Below are 16,259 nucleotides of genomic sequence, written 5' to 3'. Positions count from 1 at the left end.
CCAGCCTACGAGGCTCCGTCATCGACCACATCGGTTGAAACCATGGCCTGGTAGTCTCTTGCCAGACGATGGATTAGCCGATGGGCCTTGGCGTAACCGTACTTGATCATGAAAGGATCAAAGGTTGGGCGGTGCTCTGCAAGTTTCGCTGCGTAATACTGGATGGGAACCCTGACGTCGTTGTAGTGGATGGTCCCGATTGATATCAGGTGCTCGATCATCAACAGGTGATCAAACAGGTTCTCAAAACAATCGCGGATAAACTGTTGCTTGACGTCGAAGCTGGATGTATTTGAATGGACCACCAGTGCCGGTTTCAGCTCCTTCCAGGATACGGTCAGGCTCACCGCGCCTGCCTGGAATGTACGACCATCCCAGTCGAGCATCTGCATGGCCGAGTGCCCGAGGGGATCGGTAAACAATTCCCGAAGTACTTCCTTGGCCACGGCGGCCTGCCTCAGACGATTCGAGCGACGCGCCACTTTCAGCCCGTTGTAGACACCGAACACGGTTACCGCTACCCCGACGATGGCGGCAACGACTGTGATCTGGTCGTTCAGGCCCAGCATCCAGAAGCTACTAATGGGAACTTGATCCGCCGCCAGAGCAGGGTGTGTCAGCAATATGACAAGCACGCCGGCCAGGGTTGGCTGCACGAGTATTTTCATTCTTCGCCTTGCCCTCACCGGCCGATATCCAACGCAATGGTCTTCATGACTGTCTCACCTTGCTCTCCACCCGGCTTGCATAGGTCAACGGTGATGGAATCGCTGTCTTACACGTAGAAGACGGCAAAGTTCTTATCTCCCGAAGGGCTGAACAGATGTGAAAACTAAGCGTTTTCGTTGTCGTTCAGTTGGGGATCTGAGAGTTGATCAGCGAGGTTCATTTTGTAGGGCATGATGATTCCTCAGGAGCACGCCGCGTCTGCACATCCGCCGATATCCAGCGAATGTTAATTCTCCATCTATTTAGGGCGGGCGACAATCATTCTGACAGGGAGGGTGTTCGTAAGAAAAGCAGGCAAAACTGATTTATGCAAACCACAATAAATTCTAAATTGCTTTATCTTCAATAGCAAAAATATCTTAACAATCCGGAATAAGTCCCGCCAATCGCTTCTAAAGTTCATTAGGCGTTCATTAGGGAAAATTAAGGAAACCCTGAAGAGAACATCCAGATTTGGCAAAATGCCTGATCTCAACCGCCGAGACGCCTGATGAAGCAGATGACCTTCGCCGATGCCGAGGATGCCGGCAAGCGCAAGCAGACCGGCAAAGAGCTGCTCCTGATCGAGAGGGATCAGGTGGTACCGTGGATAAGTTTGATCTCTCCAGGTGCATTACCCAAAGGGCGAAGGTGGTTCTCCAGTTTATCCGTTGATGGCGATGCTGCGCGTACATCTGCTGCAGAACGGGTTTGGCTACAGCGACCCAGCAACTTGCTTCAGGGCACCATCGTCGATGCCATATTGATGGAAACGTGGTCGGCATGGCTTTATAGCCGGAAAATATCCAGCTATTTCAGAGCATCCTGGAAAGCACTAAAAAATACAGTTGCAATGCGAGTGCCGTACAAAACCCAATTCAATTTATAGGTATAAGTGGGAGTACGCCATGGCTTGGTACGACGATCAAATATTTGTCAATGAAGGATTTGACACAGTCGAGATGATGAACCTGATCCAGGTCTGGCTTCCCATCACGTTCAAGACCCATACGATTCACCCGATTGGCGAGCAAAAGCTCTTCGTCGAGTTGACGCCACAACAGATCGCTTTGCTCTCCGACCCCGGCAAAGCAGTGCTAAATGCCAAATATCGGCTGCGAGCATTAGACAGAGACACCCTTCAACAGACGCTCGACAGTTACTCCACCTTAGACATTGGTTTCTTTCAAGGTGCGCTGGGAGCGGGAATGAAACTCGTGCTACCAACGGGATGGGTCAGTGCGGCAATTGCTCTGACAGTCAAGACATTGGTTGGATACCTGTTAAACATCGAAAAAACAAAGAAAGATGCGGCATTTTTATCCGCTCACCTCGCTGAAGGAGGCGAGCTAACAGAGCTGTGGCATAAAATTAACATTGCAGCTGGCCATGCGTACTTCTACCGGGTGATTCAATACGAAGTTAATATGGGCGCGGAAATTCGCCAGTTTATATTGCTTTCCACGCGCTACGCGATCAAGCCATAGTTCCGGTTCAGATCGAGGCACTAAGCGCTTCCCCCCCTTAAGCTATCAGGCACTAGGAATCTGCAATGGCTGAGTACTGCGATCTTGTAATGAAAGGCGGAATTACCAGTGGAATCATCTACCCCAAACTGATTGCCCATCTATCAAAAAAATACAGATTCAAAAACATCGGCGGAACTTCTGCAGGCGCTATCGCCGCCGGGGCCTGCGCCGCCGCAGAATACGCCCGACGCCATTCCAATCCGCTGGCCTTTGACTCACTCGAACAATTACCGCAGCATTTGAGCGAAAAAGTGCCTCCCCACGGAAGATCCAGGCTGCTGAGTCTGTTCCAGCCAACACTGGCCGCACGACGACACTTTGAAATACTTGTCGGGGCGCTCAGTTCTTCAACGCCTGCTGCCTTGTTTTCAGTGTGGATGGGCATAGCAGGCATGTATAAGTGGCTGCTCATTGGCGGGCTATGCCTGGGAAGCCTGCTGCTGTGGCCCTTCTTCAGCAACGGCTCGGCTCCAGCCGATTACTGGGAAACTGCGATATCCGCTCTGATCATGATGTTAATGATTGCGGGTCTTTCAACCTTGACATTGCGCAGTGCCGTCCACAGCCAAGCCAGGTTTGCATGGCTCTGGGCGGTGACGCTTGTGTTGCTGATTGCACTGCAAGTTATTGCGTTCAGCAACGCAAGCGGGATGTGGCATTTGCTCGGGTCAGTGCTTAGGGTTGCGGCGATCGCCCTGTTATTCCTAACCCTGCTAGTGGCGCTAATGGCTGGATTTTTTGTTCGTGGCCTGCTGGTGGCTTTGCATAAAAACAACTATGGCCTGTGTAGCGGAAAGTCCACGTCAGAGGACACGCCGGCAGGTCAGGAAGGCCTTACGAACTGGTTGACCCTCTATATCAACGAGCTCGCAGGACTCAATCCTACCGGGCGCCCCCTGACATTCGGGGATCTTTGGGGGCACAACGATGAACACGCACCGCGAGAAATAAACCTGGAGGTGATGACCACCGCGATCAGCCAGCAAATGGTTTACGGCATACCGTTCCGGGACGGCACTCCACCGTTCTATTACGATCCACAAGAGTGGCAAGCGCTGTTTCCGCAACAGATCATGGACTACCTGAATCAGTTATCCGAAGCTCAGCAGGGTTCAACCGATCAGGCCGCCGTGCAAGTCACTAATAGCAGCGGCAAAGCGCTGCGCAGGCTGGCGGCATCTGCGGATTTGCCGATCGTGGTTGCGGTGAGAATGAGCTTGAGTTTTCCTGTACTGCTGTCGGCGATACCGCTGTACGCGATTGATTGGAGCACGACCGACAACGCCGAACGCAAGCGTACTCAGCGGCCCATTGTCGCCAAGCGAGTGTGGTTTTCGGATGGAGGAATCGGCAGCAATATGCCGCTGCACATGTTCGACGCACTGCTGCCTGATCACCCTACTTTCGGAATCAATCTCAAATCCGAACATCCCGACCATCCTATCCAGACACCTGCTGATGCGCAGAATAGCGATGGTCGAATCTATCTGGCAGTGACCCCCCATGCGGGTCTGCAACGTTTCTGGGAGGCGCCCGACGACCGCTTCCCACTCGGCGGACTGACGGGATTCTTCAGCAGCATAATCAATACCATGCAAAATTGGCGGGACGAGATTATGTTCACCTATCCAGGTTATCGGGACCGCATTGTGCAGATTAGTCTCAAATCGAACGAAGGTGGGCTCAACCTGGAAATGCCTGCAGCAACTATTCAAGCGCTGGGCGACGCGGGCCAGATGGCTGCGGAGCGCTTAATCGATCGTTTCCACTCCAGTGGCGGTGAGGCGGGCAAGGGCTGGGCACTGCATCAGCAGGCACGGTTGCAGATTTTCCTAGGCGCATTTCAGCCTGTCACCCTGCAAATGGCACCTTCGTTAAACACCGGCCAGTGGAACGCCCACCTCGGCGGCTACTCAGGAGCTGCTGCAACCCTGGCAGACAGTTTTCTCAAGAGTTGGGGGCAATTAGGCAACTTGGGTTCGCAATCAGGTAGTGCGCTTGATACTTATGCACCCAAACCGTTAGCGAAGGTCAGGCTGGTGCCAAAGGTTTGAGGAGCACTCATGCCAGTCCTGGCCACTCAGTTCCTGTTGAAGAGCTTGTAGGTCAGCCGTTTCCCCTAACTTGGCCGGAGCGCCCATGCCATATATCGAACCCGACTTTGAACGCCAAAAAATCGACTATGGTATGACGGCGGAGGATCTGGGCCCTCGCCTGGATCCCGCGACGACGGCGGCCGCCCTGTTGGACCTTGGATTGCCTTGGCCTGCAGGCCTAGCACCCCAGCCCAAGGCGATCACGCCGGAACCTAACCGCTTAGATCCACTCCCCCAAGCCGACGTGCTGGTGGTGACGTGGACGGTAGCCGAGGTCGAGGCCCTGGCCGATGTACTCACACCGGGTATCGGCCGCAACAGCTGGTATCGCTATGCACACAAGTTCGAGAGCGACTATGTAGATAAGATCCGCGGCGGTGCGCCGGCCCACGCTGCTAAGCGGCTAGGTTCGTACTACCTCACCGAGATCGCGGGCAAGTCACTGCTGCTCTTCAAGTCCGAGCTTCACCTCAATCAAGACGGCATACGCACCGCGCCCGGTAAAGCAACGCTACCGGTGGCGGATCTTTTCCGCCAAATGATCGAGGAAGTGAAGCCGTCGCTCGTCATCACCGTCGGCACGGCTGGCGCGACGTTTCCGCCGACGGGGCAGACTGTGATCGGTGGCCAAAACTGGGCGGCCCATGAACTTGGCGACGTGATGATCACTCGGGGAGCAAAGTTCAGGCTCTCACAGGAGTTCGCCAACGAGGCGTTCGCTCACACCGGATACACGTCCAACCACAATTTGCCTACCTCTCGACTGGCCCAGGCGGCAACTCTGCTGAAAGTGCACGCCACCAAGCTTATGGAGCCGGCGTTCGGCCCGCCAAGTACCAAGTACCCCTGGCCTCAGGGCGGGCTGGTTCCGGGCCATCCGAACGATCCCAACCTGCGGTTGGACGGCCAGGACTTCCCTGCTTTCCACCCCATCCTGACAACCGATTTCTTCGAGTTCGGAACCTCGACCAACGACCTTCAACTTCAGGGCTGTGGGGTTGAGATGGGCGATGCCGTCCTGGGCATGGTGGTGAAGGAACTGCGCGATGCCGGAAAGCCCGCGCCCGACTGGTTGGTGATACGTAACGCCTCTGATCCACAGATCAATGGTGGTCTGCCCGACGGCCAGGTGGTCGAAATTGACCCCCGAATGCGCCGTGCCCTGAACATGCAGGCGCACTGGGCGGTCTGGTATTACGAGGCCTACGGGTACTGGACGAGCGTCAACAGCGCCATTGGCGTTTGGGCGATGGTGGCCTGAAATGGACGAAATCAAAGTCCGTGCGATTCCGACAGAGGTGGAACTGGTTCTGGACGTGATGCCCTGCCAGGGCCTGCGCCGAACCTACGACGCTGGATCTGCACCGCATCCTTGCGGCCACTTCGCAGAATGGGGGCTACACCATAGCTTCGACTATGCGAAGTCGGGACCGCCACCCGCGCCAGGCGTCATCCATCCAGCGGTATACCGCGGCAAACGCCCCCTTTTGCCCGAGGTGCTGTCGGGCTGTCGCAAGGCGCCTATCATGTGCGTCGGCATCAATCCCAACCTGCCCAGTTGGTGGGATCACAACGCGCTCAATCCGTACTTCGAGGACTATCTCCAGTACGCCCACTACTTCCGCTATCGCTCGACAGCCAAGCTGCGCATGCCGCAAGCGGCTTACATGGCGGCCCTGGCCGGACGCCAGGACGGGCCAGACGTGGCGGAGCTGCTATTGCCCGAAGGCACTCAGATCCCGGTCGAGCTCCATCCTGTGACAATGTATCTGGCCTACCAATCGCTGCTTGACGGCTTAGCCGAAGCCGAAGGCTGGCCGGCCGGCAAGCTCGTGGTCGGCGAGGACCTGAGCTACGCCAACATGGTGGCCTGCCCATCCGCGCGCTGGACCTCACGACCCAATCCACAGGCGCCGGACTTGCCGTTGATGGGGGCGAAGCGCGAACAGGGGATCGTCGCCGAGTGCTTCTACGAACGAACCCACTTCCTGCGGCAGCTCTTTCAAAGTCTGCCGACGGTGATCCTGGTATTCAGCGCCACCACCGCGAGGCCGTTCATCAGCGCGCTCAAGACGCATTTCCGTCCCCAGGGCGCGCCGAGCCCCGACGAAGACCTGGATCAACTGGCCCAGCGGGAGATCCGACTGGAGTACGGCCACCTGGCCGACGGCACGGTTCTTGATGCCCGCGTGCTGTTCATGCCACATGCCTCGGCCAACCCCACACAGTTCAAGGAGGCCTTGCCGAAGACGATCGAACAGCTTCGCCAGGAGGTGGCCGCAGGCCGGATCCGCTTTCGACCGCAGACCGGACGGCTGGAGCGTCCGCGCGGCGGATGCGTGTTCTGCACGAACGAACTCTACAGGATCGGCCCCTGTGACTACCACCCTGAGCTGCGCCCCCTCGATGTGGGTGCTGTAGGACCGCTGGGCGCGGCAGCCGTACCACCCGATCCGCTGACCGAACGCGCAACCCAAGAGCGGCTGCTCGCGGACTTCATGGCGCCGCCGCAGCCCGGCCTGGAGGTCCAGGCGCTCGATGCCGCCGCGCCATCGGCACCGCCCTTGATCCTCTTCGGGAAAGTCGTGCCGATGGCGGGCGACCCGATCCCAAACGGCGCGGTGTATCTGAAGGCTGGGTTGATTTTCGGAGTGCAGGATCGCGATGCCCCACCGCCCCCAGGCTTCGAGGCGGCGGCGAAGATCGAGACCGCAGGGGTGATTGTCCCCGGTCTTCTCGATACGCATAACCACCTTGCCTACAACATCCTGCCTATATGGAACGCCAACCGACGCTTCGCCAACCGCTCGCAGTGGCAAGGCCTCACCGACTACCGGCGCTTCATCTCGATTCCAATGACCATCCTGGCGCAGGAGCGCAAGGATCTCATCAAGCTGATCGTCCGCTACGTTGAGGCCAAGTTGCTAATGGGCGGTGTGACCTCTGGCCAAGGTATGATAAGTCGCTTCCGTGGGGAGTCGCTCTATCGCGGCATTGTCCGCAACTTCGAGGTGACAGGTGATCCCAATCTGAAAGCCGCCCGCCACCGCGTCGGTGACCTGACCGCACAGCCCAAGGACATCGAAGAGTTTCGCGGGTTAATTGCCTCAGGGGCACCGTTCTTCTTCCATCTTGCGGAGGGCGTGGATGCAAATGCACACCGCCAGTTCGAGCTGCTCGAAGAGCACGATTTGTTCTCTGACAAGATGCTGGCGATCCACTGCGTGGCGCTCAAGCGTCCAGACTTCGACCGGCTGGCCGAGGTCGGCGCCAAGGTCGTCTGGTCGCCGCTAAGCAACCTGCTCCTCTACGGCCAGACCTTGGACCTCAAGGCCGCACTGGCCTCGGGTGTATCGCTGTCGCTAGGGAGCGATTGGACGCCGTCTGGAAGCCGCAACATCCTCCTGGAAATGAAAGTTGCTCGGCGTGTGGCCGATGCTCAGGGTGCCGATCTGACCGATCGCGCTATCGCCGAGGGCGTCACTGTGAAAGCTGCGCAGGCGGCTGGCTGGGGCGAGAAGTTGGGTGTGCTGGCGGCAGGCCGTTACGCCGACCTGCTGGTCGTGGACGATAAAGGCGGCGATCCGTACAGCTCACTGGTGGCTGCGACCGAGGCCAATGTGCGCCTGGTGGTGGTGGCCGGCCACATGCGGTACGGCGATGCGGACCTGATGACGGCTGCCGGCATCGCGCCCGCCGCGGGCGAGGCAGCTACGGTGGGCGGACGCGCCAAGCGGCTCAACCTGAACCACCCGGCCTCGCCGCTGAACAACGTCACGCTCGACTTCGCACGGTCGATCCTCGCGGACGAGATGTCGGACATCCAAAGGGCGCGGTCGCGGGCAGCATTCTTTCCTCTCGCCGACGAAGCCGCCGAGATCGAGCTCGACCTGCAGGCCGAAGACGAGTTCGAAGCGTTGGCAGAGGTGGCGCCAGTCGCGTCGATCATCCTCGACGCGCTGACCATTGTGGACGACCCGGGATACTTCGGCCGATTAGAGACATTTACGCACCTGCCCGACTTCTTGACCGGTGAAGACGGAGTATCGCAGTACTACAGCGAGTGAGGGTAGACGAAATGGTTAAGGTTCCGGATCTGATACCGGTCAGCGTCATGGCGACAAGCGGCTCGGGCGTGAAGGCCACCGAAGCTGCTCTTCTGCGGCACGGGCAATTCCTGCGGCAGGGCGCGTACCGGCTCGGTCGCCTCAAAGCACGCGACATCAAGGCACTCGAGCGCCTGGGCCAGATCGTCGAGGTCCTGCCCACCGCAGACCGCGAATTGACGATCGGCTGGCTAGAGCCCGGCACTACCAACGCGCCATCCAAGGCACTTGAGGCCGAGGAGCCCTTACTATACCGGGATCTCGCGCAGCAGAGCCCTGAGTACTTCGTCGTCCAGTTCAACGGTCCGCTCAGTGACCGGCTCCGGGCCGAGATCACAGCCGGTGGCGTTGCGTTTGGCGGTTACGTTCCCGAGTTCGCCTACAAGGTAAAGCTCAAGGAGGACCAAAGGGCGGACCTCGAACTGCGCCCTGAGGTGCGCCGGATTGTGCCTTTCTCCTCTGAGCAGACGCTTCGGCGGCTGCGAGTCGTAGAGGAAATCGAAGTGGTGGGGCCGAAGCGGCCGCAGGAAGAGGTTATCTTCGACATCAAATGCCACGATAAACGCGACCTGCCGCAAGTGGTAGCGGCCCTGAAAGGCGACGCGCGGATGGTACGGGTCGAGGTTGGCCGCAACCGCGCCCGCCTCTGGCTCGCGGACGGGACTACCGAGGAAGTGGTCAAAGAGACCCTGGGCAGAGTACCGCAAATCTCGGTCGTGGAACGTTTCTACTATCCCACCGTCGACGCTCAGTTCGTCCGCGCGGGCCTGCACGTGCCGGCGGCAGACGCCGCTGCGCCAGGCCCGACCCAGGGCAAGGGTGAGCTCATTGGCGTCGCGGACACCGGCGTCGACCGTACGCACCCAGATTTCGGGACGCGCATCAAGGACGTCATGCTCCTGGCAACCAACGCCGTCGAGAGCGATCCGGCCGGCCACGGTACCCATGTCTGCGGTATCATTGCGGGCGACGGCACCGCGTCTGGCCACGAGATCCTGGGTGTGGTGCCGGCGGCAGAGCTGTTTGTGCAAGTGCTCGCCGACGCAAGCGGTCGGTTCAGCGGAATCCCGGTCGACCTTAATGACCTGTTTCAAGAGGCCTACGACAAAGGCGTCCGCATTCACAACAATTCATGGGGGGCACTGGCGGCCGGACTCTACACGATCGACGCCTACGAGGTGGACCAGTTCGTCCATGAGCACCCGGACTTCCTCATTGTGATTGCCGCGGGCAATGCTGGGCAGCAGGCTGGACCCGATGGTGGGTTGGGCCGTATTGCTTTCAACTCGCTGCAATCGCCGGCGACGGCCAAGAACGCGCTCTCGGTCGGGGCATCGTGCTCGCCGCGCCCCAACGGTCCCTACGAGGGCACGAGCTGGCGCAGTTGGAGCGGCCGTTTCCCGGCGCCGACCTTCCCTGTAGTTGCCGACGAGCCAATCTGCGGTGAACCAGACGTGCTGGCGGCCTTCTCCAGTCGCGGGCCCACGGACGAGAGCCGTGTGAAACCTGACCTCGTCGCGCCGGGCACCGCCGTCGTGTCCGCTCGTAGCGTCGCATCGTCGCCAACCACGCCCTTCCCGGGCCACGGCGACAAGTACTGCTACATGAGCGGGACCAGCATGGCTGCGCCCGCAGTCGCCGGCAGCGCTGCCATGTTGCGGCGCTGGTTCGTCGAGAAACGCGATACCCCTATTCCATCAGCCGCGCTGCTTAAAGCAGCCCTGATCAACAGTTGCCGTTGGCTTGAGCGGGAGTCGGGGATTGACACAACCGTGGGTCGACCGAATTTCCACCAGGGCTTCGGTCTGCTGGACCTGGATCGTGTATATCCCAAAAACGGGTTTGACATGGCGTTCGCGGACATTGCGAGCAGCGATGCCAGCGCGCTGAAGGCCGACCAGCCCGAGCGCGCAGTGTGGCGGCGTCGAGTGACCTGCCATTCGAATACGCGCCTATCGGTGACCCTGGCCTGGACCGATCCGCCCGCACACGGGCTGCAGCACAATCTCGACCTCGTCGTGGTCGACTCCGCGCGGATGCCGCGCCCGGGCAACGAGCAACTATCGCGAGTGAGCTGGCAGAAATTCGACCGCACCAACAACGTTGAACAGGTAGCCTTCGATGCGCCCGCGGGCGTCTATGTCGTGCAGGTGACTGCCCAGAACACCCTGTTCGGGCCGCAGGGTTTCGCCATCGTCGCCACAGGAGATATCGATCCCGCATTCACCTAGGGGAACGCTGAAGAGGCCTTCCAGATTTGGCAAAAAGCCTGATCTCAACCGCCAAGGTGCGTGATGAGGCAGATGACCTTCGCCGATGCCGAGTATGTCGGCAAGCGCAAACAGCCCCACAGGGGCCTGCGGGGCGTTGCGTGGGAAAGTGGCCGGGATCAGACTGTGCGTTCAACCCGCGCAGGCGTACGGCGCATCAGTACCTTGCCGTTGCGCACCGAGACCAGCGCATGCCCCTGGCTGCGCACCATCTCGTAGTCGTCCGGCGCCGACAGCAGCAACAGGTTCGCCGGCCGCCCCACCTCGATGCCGTAGCGCTCGCCCAGGTTCAGGGTACGGGCGCTGTTGTCGGTAATCAGGTCCAGGCAACGCTGCAGATCTTCGTAGCCGAGCATGTGGCAGATGTGCAGGCCGGCTTCGAGAATGCGCAGGATGTTGCCGTTGCCCAGCGGGTACCACGGGTCGACGATGGAATCCTGGCCAAAGCAGACGTTCATCCCGGCACGATCGATTTCGGCCACGCGGGTGACGCCACGGCGTTTCGGGTAGTTGTCGAAGCGCCCCTGCAGGTGAATGCTCTCGGTCGGGCACGACACGAAGTTGATGCCCGACAGTTTGAGCAGGCGGAACAGCTTGTAGCAGTAGGCATTGTCGTAAGAGCCCATGGCCACGGTATGGCTGGCCGTGACCCGAGCCCCCATGCCGCGTACCCGCGCTTCTTCGGCCAGCACTTCGAGGAAGCGCGACTGCGGATCGTCGGTTTCGTCGCAGTGCACGTCCACCAGGCAGCCGGTACGCTCGGCCAGGTCCATCAGGAACTTCACCGACGACACACCTTGGTCGCGGGTGTTTTCGAAATGCGGGATACCGCCGACCACATCGGCACCGATGGCCACGGCCTCGGTCATCAGCGCCCGGCCGTTGGCGTACGACTCGATTCCTTCCTGCGGGAAGGCGACGATTTGCAGGTCGACCAGCTCGCGCACTTCCTCACGCACCTCGACCATGGCCTTGAGCGCGGTGAGTTTTGGGTCGGTTACATCGACATGGGTGCGTACGTGCTGGATACCATGGTCCACCAGCATGCCGATGGTCTTTTTCGCCCGGGTCTTGATGTCGTCATGGGTGGTGATTTCCTTGCGTTCGGCCCAGCACTCGATGCCTTCGAACAGCGTCCCGCTCATGTTCCACCTGGGCTCACCGGCAGTCAGCGTGGCGTCTAGGTGTATATGCGGTTCGACAAAGGGCGCCACCACGAGGTTTTGACCAGCGTCCAGATCATCGACAGCAGCGGGCATGACCACTTCGGCCTGGGGCACGATGGCGGCGATGCGCTCGCCGTTCAGTTCGAGGCGGAATAGGCCAGGCTTGCCGCGTAGCCGTGCATTGATAATGTTCATGGTGTTACTCCTTGCCGTGGGCTTCGCTCATGCGCCACACCAACATGGCGACAGAAGCGTTCATGCGAAAAAGCGGGTCGTCGAGAGACTGCCCGCTCAGTTGTTCGATGCGCTGGATGCGCTGATTAATGGTGTTGCGGTGCAGCCCCAGGCGCTGTGCGGCCTTGAGCCCGTTGCCGTTTTCCATGAGCAAGGCGTCGAGGGTGTGCACCAAGGCATTGGCCTGCTTGCGCCCCGGGGCGATCAAGGGGCCGAGGGTGCGGCTGACGAAATCGTCGATCAGCGAGCGGTCGACAATGCCTTGCAGCAGGCGCAGCACACCCAACTCGCTGAAGTTGCAAAAACCGTTGGCTGGGCGCAGGTGCTGCGCCACATCCAGCGCCTGGCGCGCCTCGTTGAGGGCCTGGCGGTAGTGCGCACAATCTTCGGCAAGGCTCGACAAGCCCATGTACAGGCTCAGTTCGCCCGTCACGACCTGCAACTGGCGGTACAGCGCCGCCAGTTTCTCGGCCAGGTCGTGCGTGTCGGCCAACAGCACCACGAACAGGTCGCCCGGCAATTGTGCCGTCGCACTGCCTGGCTGTTGGCGGCACCAGGCTTCGAGCTGATCTTCCAGGGCCTGGCGGGTCGCCTGCCAGGTACGCTCGCCATGGGCCAGCCCGTGGCGCTCGAACAAGCTATCCACGCCCGTCAGGCGCAAAGCCAGCAGGCGCCGAGGCTGGTCCAGCGCCAGTTGCAGGTGCGCGGCCCGCTGCCGGGCAATCGCCAGGCTCGGGTAGTCGCCCGTGAGCAACTGGCCAAGGATGTCGTTGCGCGAGCGGCGCACCTGGCTCATTTGCACCAGTGCCGTGCCGATCAAGTGGGTAACCACCACCATTTTCAGCGCGTAAGGCTGCTCGATCAGCGGCAGGCCCCGCTGTTCGGCACGCGCGATGACGGACGCCGGTATGCTCTGGATGAAACTGCCGCCGGTGAGGATCACCATGCCGGCAATGCCCACGGCGTCACCATCCTCCACCAGGCTCAGCAGGTTGGCTTCGCCGCGCGGGTGATTGATACCGGTGACAAAGACCAGCTCACCGCCCATCACCCATTCTGCGATGCCCTCGTTTTCCGCCACGTAAGGCCAGCGCACGCGCCGTTGCAGGTTACGCGCGCCGGCCCGCACGCTCATCTCGTGCAGGCCGGGCAAATGCAGGATCTCATCCAGCGCCAGGCTCACGGCTCGACACCTGCCTGGCCCGGCGCCCGGCGTCGTGCGCCCAGCTCGAGGATGACGATGTAGCACAGTGCCGAAGCACCGATACCCACCAGCGGCGCGACCCACGGCGAGGCGTACGCCAGTACCGCGCCCACGGCATAGGCAAACAGCCCGGTGAGGTTGTAGCGTGGCAGGCTTACCGTGCCCAGTGCTGGGTATTGGCCTCGGTGGCGATACCAGAAGTCAGCCATGATGACCCCGCCCACGGGTGGAATGATCGAACCCAACAGCACCAGGAACGGGATCAGCATTTCGTACATACCGCCAATCGCCAAGACAATGCCAACCCCGGCCGCCACCAACGTCGCCGTGCGCCGACGCTCGCTGCGCAGCAGGTGGCAGGCGGCGGCCGACACGTTGTAGATGGTTGGCCCCTGAATGGTCCACAGGTTCAGGCACAGCATCACCACCGCGGCGAACGACAGGCCCTGCAGCATCATCACCTCGACGATATCAGCCTGCTGGTAAACCATCGCGCACCAGGCGCCGGCCACCACCATCAGGCCATTGCCAAGCAGGAACGCCACCACGCTGGCGATCACCGCTACCCGGCCGCTGCGTGACAGCCGGGTCCAGTTGGTGGCCTGGGTGGCGCCACTGGCAAAGGTGCCGAAGACCATGGTCACCGCCGCCGAAAAGGTCATGGTTTCGTGGGGTATGACGGCGGCAAGGCCGGCAAAGCCACCTGCATCGCGGGTGGCGATGTACATCGACACCAACAGCAACACGAACATCAAAGGCACTGAGACCCGAGACAGCACATCCAGCCCTTTGAAACCAATAATGGCAGTGACGCTGAAGCCTAGGCCGAACAGCACCATCAACGGTATCCCGAACCCCTCCGCCAGCCCCAGCAGCTTGACCAGCACGATGGCCACCGTGGCCGTACCCCAGGCGTACCAGCCCAGCTCGGCAAAACCCAGCAGAAAATCCGAGAGCCGGCTGCCTGCCTCACCGAAACAGAAGCGCCCCATCAGCACGGTATTCAGCCCGCTGCGCGAGGCGATGAATGCCAACGCTGCGGCATACAACGCCAGCAGGCTGTTGCCGAGGGCGGCCACCCACAACATGTCGACAAACCCGAACGCCATGCCCAGTTTGCCGCCAGCAAACATCGTGCCGGTAAAGAAAGTGAAGCTGAACAAGACCATCGCTATTGGCAGCAGGCCCTTACGGGCGGACTGTGGGGCTTCGCTGAGGGGGAATTCGCTGGGTGAGCTCATTGCACGGGGCTCCGGGTGATAGTTGGGAGCTGGAAGAGCAATATGCGGGCCGTTTTTTCGAGGGCCGAGACGCGGCATCAAATCGGGCAAGCAGCCCCGATATCAGTGTGCAATGTGCACATTAAAGACGTATTTTGCAGAGATGAAAGTGTGCCTCATGACTTATCTTGAGGCATTCATGCACCAAAGCGGAACGGCGCTGGGTAGCAATCACCCAGCAAGGCTTGCCCCGTCAGGGTGGGCGACCGGGCCGCAGACGAGGGGCGCATTGCGCCCCCTGCAGTTCAAATCGAACTGTCCAACCCCATTTGCCAGAAGTCGGCCTCCAGGCTGGACGCCTGGCCGAATATGCCCACCAGCTCGGCAAACCGCTGCTCGGTCATGCTGCGTGCGGCCAATTCATCCAGATGCTTGCGTGCGGCGGCCGCCACTCCCTGGTAGCCCTCCCCGGCATACTCGCCAATCCACTCGCGGTATGGGTGGTTGCTCAAGTCGCCGATACGCTCGGCCAGGGTCCGGCCTATTTCGGCATAGCCGATTACGCAAGGTGCCAGTGCCACGTGCAGCTCCAGCAAGTCACCGGCGGCGCCGCAGTCCAGTACGTAACGGGTATACGCCACCGTAGCCTGGTGCTCTGGCGCAGCCTCGATGTCTGCCTGGGTCAAGCCCCAGCGCGCGCATAGGCGCAAATGCAGCTCGGTTTCATCGAGGATGGCCGCCAGCCCGGCCTGCGCGGCACGGATGTCGGCTGGACGGCGGCTTTTGTAGGCGGCCAATGCCCAGGCGCGGGCGAACTGGATCAGGAACAGGTAATCCTGCACCAGGTAGGTCCGGAACGCTTCCTCGCTCAGCGTGCCCTCGCCCATCTGCCGCACGAAGTCATGGTCCACGTAGCTGTTCCACTGTGGCGCGGCGGCGGTCTTGAGGCGCTCGAAGATATCCATGTTCACTTGCCCTCCGGGTAGACGGCATCGAAGAAGGCCAGCTCCAACGCCACCGTGCGCTGGTAGAAGTCACTTGCCAGTGCCGGCTCGTGCGGGCCGACGCGGTCCAGCTCGGATTGCAGGAAAGCGACGAAGTCCTGGAATGCCGGGTTGTCGTGCAGGGTGATCCACTCGGCATGGACGAAATTGTCCGGCATTGGTTTCGGTGCCTTCAGCGCCCAGTCCAGGTACAAGCCTTCGGCAACGTTGAGCACTGCCAACGCCGCTGCGTAGGAACGGGTGGCTGCCGCTTCGCGCATGATCGCCTTGAAGCCTGCAGTAGGCGCGGTATCGGCTGGTTCACTGCGTTGAGCCTGGCTTACATCCAGCGCCTCGAAGGCACGCAGGAAGTAGGTGTTCTCGTCGCTGGAGATCATCCCGGCAAAGCGGCCGAAGCGCAGGCGTGCCTCGAACGTGTCGGCGGTGGCGATGGCCGCGCCCAGCAGGGTCAGGAAGCTGTCGAGGAAACGGTGGTCCTGCACCAGGTAGTTGACCATGATCGGGTCCGGCAGGCTGCCGTCGCACAATTGGGTCACGAAACGGTGGCCAACGGCCGCCGACCAGGTTGGCTCGCTCTGGCGGCGCAGGGACTGGCTGAAACGTTCGGTCATGGGGTTGTACGCCGGAATCCCAGAAATTTCCGTCAGCCCAGCTCCAGTCCCGCCACGAGCGCATCCAGGTCGATGAACTTGCCGTCAGTCTGGAAGGTGTAATGCCCGTTC

General features: G+C 60.6%; 11 protein-coding genes and 1 pseudogene. 6 read left to right on the top strand and 6 right to left on the bottom strand.

What is annotated here, in order from left to right; genetic code table 11:
• Positions 1–5: 5 nt before the first annotated feature.
• On the bottom strand, positions 6–668 hold the full coding sequence (locus ACNFBR_RS22715; RefSeq protein ID WP_416736885.1) for a hypothetical protein: 663 nt from the start codon (positions 666–668) through the stop codon (positions 6–8).
• Positions 669–1,219: 551 nt separating this feature from the next.
• Here ACNFBR_RS22715 and ACNFBR_RS22710 point away from each other — a divergent pair.
• From ACNFBR_RS22710 to ACNFBR_RS22685, 6 genes and pseudogenes are all read left to right on the top strand, one after another.
• A pseudogene (locus tag ACNFBR_RS22710) lies at positions 1,220–1,439 on the top strand (IS5/IS1182 family transposase); the annotation flags it as partial.
• Between the two features lie 177 nt (positions 1,440–1,616).
• On the top strand, positions 1,617–2,195 hold the full coding sequence (locus ACNFBR_RS22705; RefSeq protein WP_416736884.1) for a hypothetical protein: 579 nt from the start codon (positions 1,617–1,619) through the stop codon (positions 2,193–2,195).
• 65 nt (positions 2,196–2,260) lie between these two features.
• A complete protein-coding gene (locus ACNFBR_RS22700; protein ID WP_416736883.1) occupies positions 2,261–4,291 on the top strand; it encodes a patatin-like phospholipase family protein in 2,031 nt (676 codons plus the stop codon).
• A gap of 85 nt (positions 4,292–4,376) precedes the next feature.
• Positions 4,377–5,594: a hypothetical protein gene (locus ACNFBR_RS22695; protein WP_416736882.1), complete on the top strand. Its 1,218-nt coding sequence runs from the start codon at positions 4,377–4,379 to the stop codon at positions 5,592–5,594.
• A 1-nt stretch (position 5,595) separates the two neighbouring features.
• Positions 5,596–8,400 (top strand): amidohydrolase family protein, encoded by a 2,805-nt coding sequence (locus ACNFBR_RS22690; RefSeq protein ID WP_416736881.1) that lies wholly within the window; start codon positions 5,596–5,598, stop codon positions 8,398–8,400.
• 11 nt (positions 8,401–8,411) lie between these two features.
• Complete coding sequence (locus ACNFBR_RS22685) at positions 8,412–10,670, top strand: S8 family serine peptidase (RefSeq protein WP_416736880.1); 2,259 nt, start codon at positions 8,412–8,414, stop codon at positions 10,668–10,670.
• A gap of 158 nt (positions 10,671–10,828) precedes the next feature.
• On the opposite strand, the gene codA is transcribed toward ACNFBR_RS22685, so the two are convergent.
• From codA to ACNFBR_RS22660, 5 genes are all read right to left on the bottom strand, one after another.
• Positions 10,829–12,070: a cytosine deaminase gene (gene codA / locus ACNFBR_RS22680; RefSeq protein WP_416736879.1), complete on the bottom strand. Its 1,242-nt coding sequence runs from the start codon at positions 12,068–12,070 to the stop codon at positions 10,829–10,831.
• A 4-nt stretch (positions 12,071–12,074) separates the two neighbouring features.
• Positions 12,075–13,292, bottom strand: coding sequence for a PucR family transcriptional regulator (locus ACNFBR_RS22675; protein ID WP_416736878.1), 1,218 nt, complete (start codon positions 13,290–13,292; stop codon positions 12,075–12,077).
• Entirely contained in the window at positions 13,289–14,554 is a 1,266-nt protein-coding gene (gene codB / locus ACNFBR_RS22670; protein ID WP_416736877.1) for a cytosine permease, read from the bottom strand. The genes ACNFBR_RS22675 and codB overlap by 4 nt, the downstream gene beginning before the upstream one ends.
• A 284-nt stretch (positions 14,555–14,838) precedes the next feature.
• Positions 14,839–15,504 (bottom strand): thiaminase II, encoded by a 666-nt coding sequence (tenA, locus tag ACNFBR_RS22665; protein WP_416736876.1) that lies wholly within the window; start codon positions 15,502–15,504, stop codon positions 14,839–14,841.
• Positions 15,501–16,148, bottom strand: coding sequence for a TenA family protein (locus tag ACNFBR_RS22660; protein WP_416736875.1), 648 nt, complete (start codon positions 16,146–16,148; stop codon positions 15,501–15,503). The genes tenA and ACNFBR_RS22660 overlap by 4 nt, the downstream gene beginning before the upstream one ends.
• Between the last annotated feature and the right edge of the window lie 111 nt (positions 16,149–16,259).

The organism is Pseudomonas sp. NY11955 (genome assembly GCF_048068035.1).
Classification (GTDB): domain Bacteria; phylum Pseudomonadota; class Gammaproteobacteria; order Pseudomonadales; family Pseudomonadaceae; genus Aquipseudomonas.
Note: the sequence above shows the minus strand (reverse complement) of the source record. Positions and strands in the feature narration are given on the sequence as shown.

What these genes read in the sequence shown, in the direction of transcription:
- ACNFBR_RS22715 (WP_416736885.1), bottom strand. Translation starts at nt 668, where the DNA reads ATGAAAATACTCGTGCAGCCAACCCTGGCCGGCGTGCTTGTCATATTG.
- ACNFBR_RS22705 (WP_416736884.1), top strand. Translation starts at nt 1,617, where the DNA reads ATGGCTTGGTACGACGATCAAATATTTGTCAATGAAGGATTTGACACA.
- ACNFBR_RS22700 (WP_416736883.1), top strand. Translation starts at nt 2,261, where the DNA reads ATGGCTGAGTACTGCGATCTTGTAATGAAAGGCGGAATTACCAGTGGA.
- ACNFBR_RS22695 (WP_416736882.1), top strand. Translation starts at nt 4,377, where the DNA reads ATGCCATATATCGAACCCGACTTTGAACGCCAAAAAATCGACTATGGT.
- ACNFBR_RS22690 (WP_416736881.1), top strand. Translation starts at nt 5,596, where the DNA reads ATGGACGAAATCAAAGTCCGTGCGATTCCGACAGAGGTGGAACTGGTT.
- ACNFBR_RS22685 (WP_416736880.1), top strand. Translation starts at nt 8,412, where the DNA reads ATGGTTAAGGTTCCGGATCTGATACCGGTCAGCGTCATGGCGACAAGC.
- codA (WP_416736879.1), bottom strand. Translation starts at nt 12,070, where the DNA reads ATGAACATTATCAATGCACGGCTACGCGGCAAGCCTGGCCTATTCCGC.
- codB (WP_416736877.1), bottom strand. Translation starts at nt 14,554, where the DNA reads ATGAGCTCACCCAGCGAATTCCCCCTCAGCGAAGCCCCACAGTCCGCC.
- ACNFBR_RS22660 (WP_416736875.1), bottom strand. Translation starts at nt 16,148, where the DNA reads ATGACCGAACGTTTCAGCCAGTCCCTGCGCCGCCAGAGCGAGCCAACC.